Here is a 14,393-nt window from a genome sequence, read left to right on the forward strand (position 1 = left end):
TTTCCTAAAAAAATCTACTTATTCCACCCATTCCAGACCTTCATTTTCCAGCGTAATTAACCCTATTTTAGCCTCAACTCCGTACATGGAATGAAAGGCATGCTGCACCCGACGGAGTTGCCGGCGGGCATCGTCGTTGCCAAGTCCGGCTACGATATTTAGAATGCAGGTGCTTCCATCAGGCAACGTAACGAGACGATCAGCAGTAACGCTTTTTCCACCGGGAAGCAAAAACTCACGTTTGAGACGAACCATTGCCGTTGGGGCAAAAAATTGATGTAAGGGTTCTTTTTGTAACAGGACATTTAGCTTAGTCTGTAAACGATTCGCTTCATTGGCTTCAACAATCCCTTCATTGACGAGCTTTTGCATCACCTTTGGCAAATCATTTTCATGTTCAATATAGGAGAATGCATATCGTAATTTTTGATAAATATCCTTTCGTTGCTCAAAGGTTTCAATATCAAAAATCCGTTCGGCTAGCCTGCGCAACCGCAACCGATCGGTTCGGTCGTTGCTCACGACTGAGGAAAGCAGGAAAGGCTCAGCACTATCGCGCACATGGCTATGGCTGCATTCGCCGCTACCTTCCTGCACGATATAGACGCTTTTTTCATCTTCCCAGGGTATGGGCGAGGCCGGACTTACCAGGTACTCATGCAGCCACCGATTGACCCTATCGGTACAGCGGCTCCAATCTTTTTCATTTTTGGCCAATACGTACAAACGTTGAATCGGACGGGTAAAGGCAACGTAGAGCAGGTTCAGGTTTTCGAGTAGCGTTCGCACGCTTTCTTCCTCATAATCAGGCGCAAGTGCAGTTTCTTCTACATCACTTACCATCGAAACGACCGAACTTTTGAGGTGCCGGGTAATAACTCCAACCTCGTCAACTTCACGTTCCAAAGTAAATTCCGGTTGCTTAATTTTTTCAAGATCTACCCAAATACGACTTTGAGTTGCTTTGGGTTTAAAAGTCCAGTGTGCATTTGGAATAATGACTACGGGATATTCCAATCCTTTGGACTTATGAATGGTCGTAATCCGCAGCGCATCTGCATGTGCCGGAACGGTAATGGAAAGTTTGGTTTTGGCGGTTTCCCAATACGTCAAAAAATCGGCAAGGTGATTGCTGCGTTTGGTACCATAGTCAAGAACGGCGTCCAGAAAGCGGAAAACATAGGCGCCTTCGCTCAAATGTTGAAAGAGCTGAAAGTTTGCAATTAGTTTTTCGCACAACTCATACACACCTAGTTGCCGCAATCGAAAGGCGTTGAGATCCAGATCAAAAGCTGAAAAATAATCCAGGAATGTACTTAACTCTTTACCAGAACACATGGTACGAATTGCTTCGTGTCGGCTGGCATTGGGGATTTCCTGCTGAACTACCCGGTGAAAAAGATAAGCAGCTTCGTAGCGGGCAAGGGCGTTGTCGGGCGACTGTACGACTTTCATAAACGACACCAGCAAATTGACCGATTGTGAGTATGTTAGAAGTAATGAATCATCCGAAATCAGCGGATAGCCTCGCTCTTTCAACGCTCCGGCAATGGCGGTAGCCTCATTTTTTTTACGACACAAAATGGCAATATCACGCCAGGAATAACCTTTTTCACGAAGTTCTTCTACCAGTTCGAGCGTGCGAACCACCATGTAATTAGGGCTTTCCGACTCACTTTCTTCTTTTGAGGTATCGGTCAGAAATTCAATCTGCACGTGTCCGCCCCGTTTTACATCGGCGGTTGTTTTTTGTTTGAAATTTTCATCAAAAACCCCTGCAACCAACGGTTGTGTAACGGTTGGATGATTGGCTACATGATCAAAGAAAGCGTTGTTGAAATCCGTAATTTCTCTGTAACTGCGCCGATTGGTTTGCAGGTGCGCCACATCAAGGTAGTAATCCAGACTCTGTAAACGCTCCTGATTGAACTCGCTTCCGCCCAAAATTCCGGACAACTGTGCTACCTGATTAGCAGCGAGGTGCATGATCAGATCCATATCTCCGCCACGAAAACGATAAATAGATTGCTTGGCATCGCCCACGATCAGATTAAAATGACCAAATCCAAGAGCGTTGTCCAGTAGCGGCAGTAAATTGGCAAACTGCATTTTGGATGTGTCCTGAAACTCGTCTACCAAAATGTGATTGTATTTATCGCCCAGGCGTTCAAAAATAAACGGGACAGGTTCTTTGGCCACAATGTCCATCACTTTTCGGTTAAATTCCGAGATATGAACCTGATTATTTTGTCTCAACAGGCTATCAAACTCTTTCCGAATTTCGCCCAGAAGCGACAGGTTATATAAATGTTTGTCGAGCAGGCCCATCAGCCTGACTTTGGGGCCGAGAGTTTCTGCTAAATTTTTAATGGAATTATAATAACCACCTAGCTCGCTACTAATTCCCAAAATCTGACTTTGAACAGATAAAGGTGTTTTGGCCGTGCACCATTTGTCATTCTCAATCGCCGCCGAGGCGTAGGAATTAGGTTTATCCCAAAGTTTTTGGCCAGAAGCTCTATTTTCAAAAAATCCATAAATCCCTATGTCGCCTCTTGTAAAATCTTTGACACCAAGTCCCGCATTTTCTATGCAAGCCATTGCCTGAGCGGCAATATCTTGTATTTGCTTACCGGAATCTTTGGTAAAAGTTCTGAATTTTTTGCTAAAACCTACCCAATCTTCCACGTCCAGATCAGCCACGTTCTGCATAGCAAGGTAACTCGTTTCGTTCATCAGATCCAGAGCGGCTTCCCGGATTTTATGCGGCAGACTTCCCCAACTTTTTCCACCTTCTGCACTTTCGCGGTAGTACGTTTCCATGACCTGCGTCAATACGCCTTCGCCTTCCTGCCCGATGCGCGCCAGCATGCGATCAACGGCGTTTGAAATCTGATCGCTATCTACAAGCGTTTCAAAACCAAATGGAATACCAAGCTCATCAGTAAAACTGCTCACGAGTCGATTGGTAAATTTATCAATCGTCATGACCGAAAAATCAGAATAGCGGTGCAGGATTTTTCGAAAAACGTTTTGCGCCCGAACGGAAAAAAGTGTGCAGGTTTCGGTAAAAAGTTCTTTATCCTGTTCAATTCCGGGGTATAATTCCCCAATCAAATCCTGTAACATCGGGTGAGACGTTCCTTCGGGAGCGGCAAAAGCCCGCAACATGCTCAGGATTCGGTCTTTCATTTCATTGGCGGCGGCATTGGTAAACGTAACAGCCAAAATGGAACGAAAGTAGGTATCGGATTCGGAGTGAAGCGCAAGTTTGAGGTATTCTTTGGTAAGCGTGTAGGTTTTGCCGGAACCGGCCGAAGAGCTATATACTTTAAACATGGTGCTGATTTTTTAGGAGTGGTTCTAAAATAAAAAAAAAGCAGGTCTGTGCCTGCTTTTTTAAACAATATGCTAACCTTTTCTTATAAATTCAATCGGATTCCACCCGAAACATTGGGGCTTGTAAAAAATGGTCCGGGTAAGAGCTCCACATAAAGCCCACCTTCCAGAAAGATAGACATACGTCCATCAGGCAAAAAGTACTCAAAACCTCCTAAACCTGATCCACCCAACGAAATATTGCTTTGATAATTTACCGGCTGATTCTGTTGATTATCAGGATAATAGCGGCGACTATTAATTTGTGGACCAAAGCCGTAGTAAATCTGCGCTTTTTCAGAATTGAATAGCGCATGATGCCACAAATAGTGGGCCTGAAAGGTTACACCAACATTGCGATACACGCCCTGACGATATTCTCTGTAATTGGACAAAATGCCACCATACGTACCAAAACTAACGTCAATTGCATTTACGTTATTGAAGTACTTACGAATGTTTATGCCCGTAGGTTCTCCCAGTTTAAAGCCAACGGCCCAGTTGTCATACTGCGCCTGTGCGAGGGAAACCGTTAAGAAACAGAGGAATGTAAAAACTATTTTTTTCATTTGGATTGACGGTTAATGTTGTTTGGGTCATGACAAGTCTTCTATCTCAGACCACTATGCAATAACGGAATTTTGTTCAAATTTCTTTAAAGCATTCATCAAAACCTCGTTTTCAGGGCGCGTTCCGACCGAAATTCGCAGGCAAGCTTCGCACAAAATGACTTTTGAACGGTCTCTGACAATTATTTTTTCTTCCAACAGGAAATTCATTACTGAGGCCGCATCGTCAAATTTGACAAGTAAAAAATTGGCATCTGACGGATATACTTTCTGCACCATTCCAAGTTGGTTGAGTTCATCAGCTAATTGGGAGCGCTCCAACAAGATGTGAGCCACTAGCTCATTTTTCTTCTCTTCCTGATCCAGCGCTTCCAGCAACAATTGCTGAGTGATGCCGCTCAGATTGTACGGTGGTTTTATTTTATTCAAAATCGCAATCACCTCAGGAGAGGCAAAACACATACCTAAACGAAGAGAAGCAAGGCCCCATGCTTTTGAAAACGTTTGGAGTACTACAAGATTTGGAAACTCTTCCAACCGTTGATTCCAGGAATTTACTGCCGTAAAATCGATATACGCTTCATCTACTACTACCAATCCGTTAAAATTGTTCAGCAGGGTTTCAATAGCGTCAGTCTGTACCAAATTGCCCGAAGGGTTGTTGGGCGAACATACCCAAATCAATTTGGTCGTTGGTAAAACTGCCGCCAAAACAGCTGACACATCGATTTGATACTCCGAAGTTAAAGGTACTTTTATCAACGATATATCATTAATAGATGCACTCACTTCGTACATGCCGTAGGTTGGCGGCATAATGAGCAGAGAATCCTGACCAGGTGTACAGGTAGCCCGAACCAGCAAATCAATTGGTTCGTCACTGCCATTTCCTAAAAAAATCTGCTCGGGATTAACTCCTTTAATTGGTGCAAGTTTTTGCTTAATCAACACCTGATGCGGATCAGGATAGCGGTTGTGATCTGCTGAAAGTACCGACCCGTATGGATTTTCATTAGCATCCAGAAAAACACCCACTTTTCCCGTGTACTCGTCACGTGCGGAGGAATAGGGAACTAAATTCCAGATATGAGGCCGAACCACGGTTTTGATAGAAAAAGGCTGTTTCATGAAAAAAATCGAAAACCAAATGAAAAATTCCGGTTAGTTAAATAAATAAAAATCAAGAACCCAGCGCATGCAGTCGAATGCTTACGGCTCGCTTGTGCGCATGCAACGACTCTGCCTCTGCCATTGCTTCTACGGTAGGGCCAAGGATTTTTATGCCTTCCTCGCTGATGTGCTGCACGGTTATTTTTTTCACAAAGCTATCCAGCGAAACCCCGCTGTATGCACGCGCAAAGCCGTTGGTAGGCAGCGTATGATTGGTACCTGAGGCATAATCACCGCAGGATTCGGGCGTGTAATTTCCCAGAAAAATGGACCCGGCGTTGATAATTTTTTCGGAAACTTCCTCTGCATCAGCTACGCTTAAAATTAAATGCTCGGCAGCATATTGATTCAAAATGTCAATAGCTTCTTCGGGTGTTTCTACCAAAATCGCCTTGCTGTTTTCCATTGCCTTACGAGCAATGTCCCGGCGGGGCAAGGCTTCAAGCTGAGAAGAAAGGGTAATATTTACGCTGCTAATCAGTTTTTTACTGGTAGATACCAACAAAACCTGACTATCTACACCGTGCTCCGCCTGTGAAAGCAAATCGGCAGCAATGAACGATGGAATGGCCGTGTCGTCGGCATAAATCGCTACCTCAGATGGTCCGGCGGGCATGTCAATTGCGATACCTTCTTTGCTGACCAGCATTTTTGCTGCGGTAACGTATTGATTACCCGGCCCAAAAATCTTATAAACTTTGGGAACACTTTCGGTCCCGTAGGCCATTGCGGCAATTGCCTGTGCACCACCAATTCGGAAAGCTTTGGTAACACCAACCAATTGGGCGGCAAACAAAATAGCCGGATGGTCGCTCGGTGTGCATAAAATGATGTCCCGACAACCTGCCAATTGGGCAGGAACGCCCAACATGAGCACCGTGCTAAATAAAGGTGCCGTACCACCTGGAATATAAATTCCAACTTTTTCGATGCCGACACTTTTCCGCCAGCACGAAACACCCGGCATCGTGTCAATTTTTTGGACAGGCTGTTTCTGAGCTTCGTGAAAAAAGCGAATGTTTTGATAGGCCTGCACAATTGCCTGTTTCAAAGATTCATCCAGCTGATCGGCTGCGGCTGCAAGTTGAGCCGGACTAAATGCCAGCTCGTCGAGGTCCTGTTTATCAAACTCCCGCGCAAAATGCCGCAGGGCATCGTCGCCTTCGGCTCGTACTTTGGCCAGTATGGGCGCTACTTTTTTTTCAATGTCAGCAGAATTCTGAACGGGTCTTGCCAGTAAGTCAGGCCATTGGGCTGGATCTGGAAATGCAAATATCTTCATGCAGGTAAAACAGTTTTCGCTGCTTAAAGGATCATTTTTTCTATTGGAATTACTAAAATTCCTTCGGCACCAGCCTGACGGATTTTTTCAATATTTTCCCAAAAGTCATTTTCATTAATAACTGAGTGCAGGGAACACCACCCTTCTTTGGCCAAAGGCATGACGGTTGGTGCTTTCATTCCCGGCAAAAAATGCATGATTTGATCGACAGAGGCCGTGGGGCAATTGAGCAGAATATACTTATTATTCTTTGCTGCCTGTACAGCCTTAATTCTGAACAAAAGCTGATCGAGTAGTTCCTGGTAAGGAGCGGCGAGTTTTTTACCGGCAATCATGACGGCTTCCGACCGGAAAATTACCTCTACCTCTTTGAGACCATTGCTCAGCAATGTGCTTCCCGAACTGACAATGTCACAAACGGCATCGGCCAGGCCAATGCTTGGCGCGATTTCTACGGAGCCGCTGATCTCGTGAATCTGACAGGACACATTGTTCATTTCCAGATAGTTACTCAACAGTCTTGGATATGAAGTTGCAATGCTTTTTCCGTCCAGATCTTTGATTGACGAATATTCAATGCCACGCGGAATACCAATTGACAGGCGGCATTTCGAAAATCCGAGCTTATGAACTGGGTCTACTTCCCGGTTGGATTCAACCGATACGTTTTCGCCCACAATTCCGATATGAGCCACGCCATCTTCCACGTAACCGGGAATGTCATCATCACGTAGAAAAAGAATTTCGGCGGGGAAATTTGAGGCGGCGGTTTTGAGTTTTCCGGCACCGTTGTCAAATCTGATTCCACATTCTTTGATAAGTTTGAGCGAATCTTCACTCAAACGACCAGATTTCTGTACGGCAATTCGTAGTACTTCGTTCATATGTTTATTTGAGGCTCTAAGTAGGCCTTCACAAGTTTTAAAATTTCGTTGACGGAGGCTTTCGTTTGCTCACCGGTTTTCATATTTTTCAGGGTTAATAAACCCGTTTCTATTTCGGAAGAGCCGATCAGTAAAACGAAAGGAATCTGTTTGCGGTCGGCATAGTCAAGCTGTTTTTTTAGCTTTACAGCATCGGGATACATTTCTGTATTCAGCCCGGCTTCACGTGCAGCCTTTACGATTTTCAACCCGTATAATTCTGCTTCCCGGTCAAAATTGGTTAGCATCAAATGAGTCGTAATGGATTGATTTTCAGGAAAAAGATTCAACTCTTCCATCACATCATAAATCCTATCTACTCCCAGCGAAATACCTACGCCGGAAAGTCCGGGCACGCCAAACGTCCCGGTCAGGTTGTCGTAGCGTCCACCGCCACTGATACTCCCGATTTGTACGCCATTGGCTTTGACTTCAAAAATTGCCCCGGTATAGTAAGAAAGGCCCCGTGCAAGAGTAACATCAAACTGCATCTGCGGAGAATTCAGACCAAAGCCTTCCACAAGCGTCCAGATTTCTTCCAGTTCGTCAAGACCTTTGCGGCCTATTTCTGAGTCAGCCAGCCAATTTCTGAGCAAATCAAAGGGTTGCTCTTCTGTGGACAGATTAAAAATCGGGTCTAATTTTTGAGTATTTTCAGGTGTAAAGCCTCGCTCGTGTAATTCCTGAATTACCTTTTCTTTCCCAATTTTATCCAGTTTATCAATTGCCACGCACAAGGGTCCTTCCATACCGGCAGCACCAATTGTTTCGGCAATTCCGGTCAGGATTTTGCGGTTATTTATTTTTACTGTGAAATCAGCAATTCCCAGGGCGCGTAAACTTTCATGAAGCATCAGCACAATTTCGGCCTCACATAGCAGCGAATCAGTCCCGACCACATCGGCATCACATTGATAAAATTCCCGGTAACGACCTTTTTGTGGTCGATCTGCACGCCAAACAGGTTGAATTTGAAAGCGCTTAAAGGGAAAAGGTAAGGTACCTCTATTCATGACTACGTAGCGTGCAAACGGTACGGTCAGGTCATATCGCAGGCCTTTTTCGGCAATTTTGGTAGTAATTTGTTTGGAGTCGGCGGTCCAGTCCTCAGGTGTAAGTTTACCCGCAAAATCGCCGGAATTCAGAACTTTAAATAACAGTTGATCGCCTTCATCGCCGTATTTTCCCATCAAAACTGAAAGATTTTCAAGCGTGGGAGTTTCCAGAGGTTGAAATCCAAACCGCTGAAAAGTACTGCGAATAGTAGTAAGGATAAACGTCCGTTTGACCATTTGTTCGGGGCCAAAATCGCGGGTACCCCGGGGTAGGCTGGGCTTTGACATAGGAATTTCTGGGGGAGAATTGGAGGCATGGCCCCGAATGTCTCCTTTGTTTCGCGCAAAGTTAGGCAGCAAAGGCAACTTTTCGACCTAAATCTTACTTTTTTAATTAAAAAACACTACTTTTGCGGCTCTTTCACAAAAAACATTACATTACCATGGGAGTAACGGAATTGAAACGCAAGGGGCGGAAAAATAAGGCAACTGCCAATAATCGGGTAGCAAGAATTAAAAATCTACTCCGCAAACCAATTGTTAGAAATGTGGACGTTGAAGCTATCAAAGCAGAATTTGACGCTAAGAAAAATTAAGCCGTAAGTCGAAATTTTTACAACGATACACAAAAGAAAGAAGCTCTGTCAATTTGTTTTGGTAGAGCTTTTTGCTTTTTTATCTGCTGATCTTTTAAGCTTTTGTTTGCGGGAAATTTTGGCTTCTAGCTTGCGCATACTTCTTCGGGTCTCGCGATGTACATCCATCAGCACCCGGTAGCGTACCGCCTGCCCAAATAGTGAAAGCCCGCCGTTGATCAGAATCAGGCTATAAGTACCCAAAAGGACCCATTCCTGCGTTGTAGCGCCACTATGTTTGAGATTTCCGGCCTCACTAAACACGCAAAGACCATAACCGATCAGGATTAAACTGAGCGGTGCCAGCAATAGCCACTTCGTTTGGGTCGACATGCGGGTAATGATTTTCTTACCGGGTGGCTGCACGTCTGATTTTTCTATAAACATACTCGTAGGGAAGTTTAGTTAAGCTTTTGACTTCCAAAATCTATATCCGAATACCTTTCAACGAAAAGGCAAGCAGAATCTAGTTCAATTTTGAGAATCAGAAGCTATTTTTACGATTCAAAAATACATTAATTAATAGTTATCCGAATGAAATCAATCATAAGTCTGGTGTTAAGGTATATTCCGCGCCCTTTTTTGCAACGCATCGGACATTGGGCAGCCCGTTTTTTAGGGTTGTTTTATCAGGGAAAACAGGTAGAATGCCCCGTGTGCGGAAGTCAATACGGTAAATTTTTACCTTATGGTCGCAAAGGCCGGGACAATGCACTTTGTCCGTCCTGCCTATCGCTCGAAAGACATCGATTGATGTACCTGTTCTTACAGCGCAAAACCAACTTTTTTACTTCTCCTCTTAAAGTTCTGCATGTTGCACCCGAGTATTGCTTCATTGATCGTTTTGAAAAAATGAAGAACCTGGAATACATCACGGCTGATATTGAATCACCTTTGGCAAAGGTAAAAATGGACATTCACGACATCCCTTTTCCCGAAAACACTTTTGACGTTGCGTTTTGTAATCATGTCATGGAACATGTGGACGATTACGTAAAGGCAACGAGTGAACTTCATAGGGTTTTGAAGCCCGGAGGGTGGGCCGTTATTCAATCCCCACAGGATTTGCGCCGGGCAACTACCTACGAAGACGCAAGTATTACCGATCCACGGGAGCGTGAAAAACACTTTTGGCAAAATGATCATCTGCGTCTGTTTGGCCGGGATTATGCCCTGGAATTAGCCAAAGGTGGCTTTACTGTCATAGAAGACCGCTTTGTATTGGATGAACTAACCACGGAGGAGGTAAAAAAATATGCGCTTCCGGCTGAGGAATTAATCTACTATTGTAGAAAAGACGCTTAAACTAAGCGCCTTATACCTTCTATGATAAAACCTGTTCCGTAGCCAAACAGCTGCACAAAAGCTGCACCAATACTTAGAAAAGCTACGTTTATACGTCTATTTTTTAGGAAAGAATCTAAAAAAATGGTTCCTGTAAATAAAATTAAGCCGATCAGAGATAGCCAGAAAAAGGGCTCAAACACAAAAATCCACAGCGGAATCAGGACACAAAACAGGACAAATAACGAAGGGAAGGCGTGCACAGGTTTGATTAAATTTGCCTTCGGATGGAGCTTGTCCAGCACAAACCGGGTGCGGCCAAAAGAATAAACCTGTTTCCAAAAATCACTAAAAGTACCTCTACGCTTGTGATATACGTATGCCTCGGGAAGTAACCCGAGGCGGTAGTTGCCCGCCATTAAACGAATTCCCAGCTCAATATCTTCTCCCATGTCTCGCTTGGCAAACCCTCCGGTTTCGGCAAATACTTTACGGGAAATTCCCATATTGAAACTTCGGGGCTGAAAGGCTCCGCCGGCATTTTTCTTTTTTCCCCGAATACCTCCGGTTGTAAAAAACGAGGTCATGGCGTAGCTAATAGCTTTCTGCATATCAGAAAAAGAATCATCCGCACGGTCCGGTCCGCCATATCCATCAAGAAAGGACTCACTCAGTGCGCGATTTACTGATTCAAAATAGTGCTCAGGAATAATGGTATCTGAGTCAAATACCACAAAGTAATCTCCTTTTGCTTTTGAAAACCCTACATTGCGGGCAAAACCCTGCCCGCAATTTTCAATGTATATGTAGTGAATATCCAATTCGTGACCGATTGCATCCACCACCGGTTTGGACGAAACCGAAGAGCCGTCTTCGATTACTAATACCTCAAAATTTCGGTACGTTTGTCGAGTCAGGCTTGAAAGAAGTTCGGATAATTCGTCGGGGCGGTTGTAAACAGGAACAATCACCGAAAAAAATAGCATATCGGGGATAATTTTTCTTAATTAAAAGACCTTCGTTCAGGCCAGAATTTCATTTAGCGCATCGTCATTGGCCTGAATGACCTGTTCCAGAAGCGCATCGTTAAGAGCGGTGGACAGAAACATACTTTCAAATTGGGAAGGTCCCAAATAAACACCCCTTCGGAGCATCGCATGGAAATATCGGCCGTATAGCGAAAGATCAGAAGTTTTGGCCGAAGTAAAATTGTAAACTTTTTCATTGGTAAAAAACAAAGTGTACATCGATCCAATTTGATTGATACTGTATTCGACCCCCAGCTTTTCCATACTTTTTCGGAAACCCTGCGTGAGTTTTACGCCTGAGTTGTCCAGTGTCAGGTACACCTCCGCATGATCGTGGAGGTATTCGAGCATCGCGAGGCCGGCAGACATGGCAATCGGATTGCCCGAAAGCGTTCCGGCCTGATAGACAGGCCCGGCCGGCGACACACAGTTCATGATTTCTTCTTTCCCGCCATATGCACCTACGGGCATTCCTCCTCCGATAATTTTCCCAAGCGTCGTCATGTCCGGAATGACACCGAAGCGTTCCTGAGCACCACCTTTTGAAAGCCGGAAACCCGTCATTACTTCGTCAAAAATCAAGACGATGCCCTCCTTGTCGCAAAGCGAACGAAGCCCTTCCAAGAATCCGGGTTCGGGCAAAACGCAGCCCATGTTGCCGACAACGGGCTCAATAATGAGCGCAGCAATTTGTTTCGGGTTAGCATCCACCAGCTGTTGTACTGCTTCCAGGTCGTTATACGGAGCCGTGAGCGTATCTTGTGCAACGCCTTTAGTAACACCGGGACTATCGGGCGCTCCAAAGGTGGCAGCACCGCTTCCAGCGGCAATCAGGAAGCTATCGCCGTGGCCGTGGTAGCACCCTTCAAATTTGATGATCTTGTCTCGGCCTGTAAAGCCGCGTGCCACCCGAATAGCCGACATCGTGGCCTCAGTTCCCGAATTTACCATCCGTACTTTTTCGACCGAAGGCACCATCGACACAATACGCTCGGCCATTTCTACTTCCTTGCGCGTAGGTGCACCAAATGAAAATGAGTGTTGTAGAGCATCAGAAACTGCTTTTTCAATGAGTTCATTGCAGTGTCCAAGGATCATCGGCCCCCAGGAGTTGATTAGCTCAATGTATTGATTATCATCCTCATCGTAAATGTATGGCCCGCGGGCAGACTTAATAAAAAGCGGCGTACCGCCTACTGCCTTAAAGGCCCGTACGGGGGAATTTACGCCGCCGGGAATAAATTGATTGGCTTTTTCAAATAAAGCTTCGCTCGAATGTATATTCATACGTTTTTATGTACAGAGAAATCGGTTATTGGGAAGTAAGAATTCTTGAAAAAAGTTTAATCACTAAAATTGTACCGGAACCCACCTTGAATCTTCATAGTGAAGAATGCAGGAAACCGAATTTTCCCGGGATTTTGTGTAGTCAAAGCCTGAAAGCAGGTAATCTTCATCGTACTTACGCATCGTGATTCCCGTTTGGACGCGTTCGTTGTATTTTGCTATCATTCGTCCAAAAAACAGGAGCTGATCATACCCCTGATACGAATACACCGAGGGTAAGGTATTTGTTTTATCGTAGTACGTTTTCTGAAATTCCCGAATGGACTCTTTGGTAAGTTCAATAAAATCCGGCTCAATCAGGTAGAGTTTCCCGCCATAACCCGATGGGCGAAACCGATTAAAATCAAAACTATTGGCAACTGCGAATACCGGAATATCGGTGAGTTTTCGCCCGGCCACTACATTCATCAGTCCCGGTCCGGACTTGGCATCGTTTGAGAACAGGACAATATGAGATGGTTTCGCACCTTCAAAGAGCGAGACTCTTGCGTTAATTTCAGCGGCTCCTCCACTTACTTTTTTTATTTCAACAACTTTGCCACCACTGCTAAGCAAATTCCGGCGGTAAGTTGCTGCCATAAGTGAATCTTTGGGAGAAGTTCCATAGTAAATAGCTGCCGAAAGGCTACGATCTTTGGCCTTGGCAAGTTTTAGCGTTTCGCTGATTTGTAAATCAATGGAAGGATGTGCCAGAAAAATGGATTCGCCCGATTGTAGCAAACTCCCATCCGTTGCCAACGGATTAATTAACGGAATAGCGTTTTCGTTGGCGTAGGCAGAAATCAAATCAAAGGTTTTGGAATACAGAGGTCCAAAAATAAGGTCACTTTGCCGAAAAAGGCCATTATTCAACATTTCCAGCACTTTATCTTCTTCGTTACTTACATCGTAGGCCTGAATGTTAACCAAAACTCCTTCTGACTTCAATCGCTGACGTGCCAGTTGCATGCCTTCGAAGTAATCATATGCAAACTGATTCGGTAAGTTCCGCTTGGAAGCTCTTGCGTCTTCCAGTCGGTAGGGAAACAAAACAGCCACATTGTAAAACCCTTTTGTCCATTTCCTGTCATTTGGATTTGGGGTAGTAGATTTTTTGGTTTCCCTTTTGGGCGAATCAGCTGTTGCCTGTATGCCAAATTGATTGGTCAATCGGTCCGATAACTCCAAATCAGCTTTATTGGTCGATTTGCTCTGAATAGCAGCCACAAGCATCTCGGCCACGATTCGGTCGTTGCGAAACTCAGCATTCAACGTTTTCAATTGCTGTATATCGGTCAGATTTGCCAGATAATGCTGCTTTAATCCCTGAATGTCTTTTCCCAAAGCAGGATCTCCTACCCGATTCAAAAAGTCCAGCCCTGCCCGATAATCACTCAGTGAAAAATAATTGGCTCCTAACAAATAGTAGGCTTCATCCTTATGATTCCAGGTTGAAAAGCGAGTCAGCAGTTGTTTGAGCATCAAATTACTCTCATTAAACTTTTTGAGTTTATGAGCTGATAGCGCATGATAATAGTGGGCAACAGGTGAAAAGCCCGGATCAGCATTGGCTGTTGTCAGGCTCGACATCGCCTCCATAGCCAACTGATATTTTCCCTGATTATATAGGTTAACCCCTTCTTTAAATTTCCTCTCTGTTTGTTCAAATAGCTGAGCATGACCCGCCTGCGCAGTTATCATTAGAAGAATTATTAACACATATTTAGAGGATTGCATACGTTT

Annotated in this window: 12 protein-coding genes; 2 read left to right on the plus strand and 10 right to left on the minus strand. The window is 44.6% G+C overall.

Annotated elements, in window-relative coordinates; genetic code table 11:
* Positions 1–18: 18 nt before the first annotated feature.
* The 6 genes from EZE20_RS13000 to hisS all read right to left on the minus strand — a co-directional run bounded on the left by EZE20_RS13000 (position 19) and on the right by hisS (position 8,665).
* Positions 19–3,339 (minus strand): UvrD-helicase domain-containing protein, encoded by a 3,321-nt coding sequence (locus EZE20_RS13000; protein ID WP_132118275.1) that lies wholly within the window; start codon positions 3,337–3,339, stop codon positions 19–21.
* A gap of 83 nt (positions 3,340–3,422) precedes the next feature.
* Complete coding sequence (locus EZE20_RS13005) at positions 3,423–3,947, minus strand: hypothetical protein (protein ID WP_132118277.1); 525 nt, start codon at positions 3,945–3,947, stop codon at positions 3,423–3,425.
* Positions 3,948–4,001: 54 nt separating this feature from the next.
* Positions 4,002–5,075, minus strand: a complete 1,074-nt coding sequence (hisC, locus tag EZE20_RS13010; protein ID WP_132118279.1) for a histidinol-phosphate transaminase — start codon at positions 5,073–5,075, stop codon at positions 4,002–4,004.
* A 52-nt stretch (positions 5,076–5,127) separates the two neighbouring features.
* Complete coding sequence (hisD, locus tag EZE20_RS13015) at positions 5,128–6,399, minus strand: histidinol dehydrogenase (RefSeq protein ID WP_132118281.1); 1,272 nt, start codon at positions 6,397–6,399, stop codon at positions 5,128–5,130.
* Between the two features lie 23 nt (positions 6,400–6,422).
* A complete protein-coding gene (gene hisG, locus EZE20_RS13020; RefSeq protein WP_132118283.1) occupies positions 6,423–7,283 on the minus strand; it encodes an ATP phosphoribosyltransferase in 861 nt (286 codons plus the stop codon).
* Positions 7,280–8,665 carry a histidine--tRNA ligase gene (hisS, locus tag EZE20_RS13025; RefSeq protein ID WP_132118285.1) on the minus strand — a complete coding sequence of 462 codons (1,386 nt, stop codon included), beginning with the start codon at positions 8,663–8,665 and terminating at the stop codon, positions 7,280–7,282. Before hisS ends, hisG begins: the two co-directional genes overlap by 4 nt.
* A 155-nt stretch (positions 8,666–8,820) precedes the next feature.
* On the opposite strand from hisS, the gene EZE20_RS24040 reads away from it, so the two are divergent.
* Positions 8,821–8,973 carry a hypothetical protein gene (locus tag EZE20_RS24040; protein ID WP_165933471.1) on the plus strand — a complete coding sequence of 51 codons (153 nt, stop codon included), beginning with the start codon at positions 8,821–8,823 and terminating at the stop codon, positions 8,971–8,973.
* A gap of 48 nt (positions 8,974–9,021) precedes the next feature.
* On the opposite strand, the gene EZE20_RS13030 is transcribed toward EZE20_RS24040, so the two are convergent.
* Positions 9,022–9,399, minus strand: coding sequence for a hypothetical protein (locus tag EZE20_RS13030; RefSeq protein ID WP_132118287.1), 378 nt, complete (start codon positions 9,397–9,399; stop codon positions 9,022–9,024).
* A 147-nt stretch (positions 9,400–9,546) separates the two neighbouring features.
* On the opposite strand from EZE20_RS13030, the gene EZE20_RS13035 reads away from it, so the two are divergent.
* The gene (locus EZE20_RS13035; RefSeq protein WP_132118289.1) at positions 9,547–10,317 is read left to right on the plus strand and encodes a class I SAM-dependent methyltransferase; all 771 of its coding nucleotides are present in this window, start codon (positions 9,547–9,549) and stop codon (positions 10,315–10,317) included.
* Here EZE20_RS13035 and EZE20_RS13040 read toward each other — a convergent pair.
* The 3 genes from EZE20_RS13040 to EZE20_RS13050 all read right to left on the minus strand — a co-directional run bounded on the left by EZE20_RS13040 (position 10,314) and on the right by EZE20_RS13050 (position 14,387).
* Entirely contained in the window at positions 10,314–11,282 is a 969-nt protein-coding gene (locus EZE20_RS13040) for a glycosyltransferase (protein WP_132118291.1), read from the minus strand. The genes EZE20_RS13035 and EZE20_RS13040 overlap by 4 nt on opposite strands.
* A gap of 36 nt (positions 11,283–11,318) precedes the next feature.
* Entirely contained in the window at positions 11,319–12,611 is a 1,293-nt protein-coding gene (hemL, locus tag EZE20_RS13045) for a glutamate-1-semialdehyde 2,1-aminomutase (RefSeq protein WP_132118293.1), read from the minus strand.
* A 63-nt stretch (positions 12,612–12,674) separates the two neighbouring features.
* Complete coding sequence (locus tag EZE20_RS13050) at positions 12,675–14,387, minus strand: ABC transporter substrate-binding protein (protein ID WP_165933472.1); 1,713 nt, start codon at positions 14,385–14,387, stop codon at positions 12,675–12,677.
* Positions 14,388–14,393 lie beyond the last annotated feature (6 nt).

Source organism: Arundinibacter roseus (assembly GCF_004348825.1).
Classification (GTDB): Bacteria; Bacteroidota; Bacteroidia; order Cytophagales; family Spirosomataceae; genus Arundinibacter; species Arundinibacter roseus.

Coding starts and splice junctions, on each gene's coding strand:
- EZE20_RS13000 (WP_132118275.1), bottom strand. CDS start 3,339: ATGTTTAAAGTATATAGCTCTTCGGCCGGTTCCGGCAAAACCTACACG.
- EZE20_RS13005 (WP_132118277.1), bottom strand. CDS start 3,947: ATGAAAAAAATAGTTTTTACATTCCTCTGTTTCTTAACGGTTTCCCTC.
- hisC (WP_132118279.1), bottom strand. CDS start 5,075: ATGAAACAGCCTTTTTCTATCAAAACCGTGGTTCGGCCTCATATCTGG.
- hisD (WP_132118281.1), bottom strand. CDS start 6,399: ATGAAGATATTTGCATTTCCAGATCCAGCCCAATGGCCTGACTTACTG.
- hisG (WP_132118283.1), bottom strand. CDS start 7,283: ATGAACGAAGTACTACGAATTGCCGTACAGAAATCTGGTCGTTTGAGT.
- hisS (WP_132118285.1), bottom strand. CDS start 8,665: ATGTCAAAGCCCAGCCTACCCCGGGGTACCCGCGATTTTGGCCCCGAA.
- EZE20_RS24040 (WP_165933471.1), top strand. CDS start 8,821: ATGGGAGTAACGGAATTGAAACGCAAGGGGCGGAAAAATAAGGCAACT.
- EZE20_RS13030 (WP_132118287.1), bottom strand. CDS start 9,399: ATGTTTATAGAAAAATCAGACGTGCAGCCACCCGGTAAGAAAATCATT.
- EZE20_RS13035 (WP_132118289.1), top strand. CDS start 9,547: ATGAAATCAATCATAAGTCTGGTGTTAAGGTATATTCCGCGCCCTTTT.
- EZE20_RS13040 (WP_132118291.1), bottom strand. CDS start 11,282: ATGCTATTTTTTTCGGTGATTGTTCCTGTTTACAACCGCCCCGACGAA.
- hemL (WP_132118293.1), bottom strand. CDS start 12,611: ATGAATATACATTCGAGCGAAGCTTTATTTGAAAAAGCCAATCAATTT.
- EZE20_RS13050 (WP_165933472.1), bottom strand. CDS start 14,387: ATGCAATCCTCTAAATATGTGTTAATAATTCTTCTAATGATAACTGCG.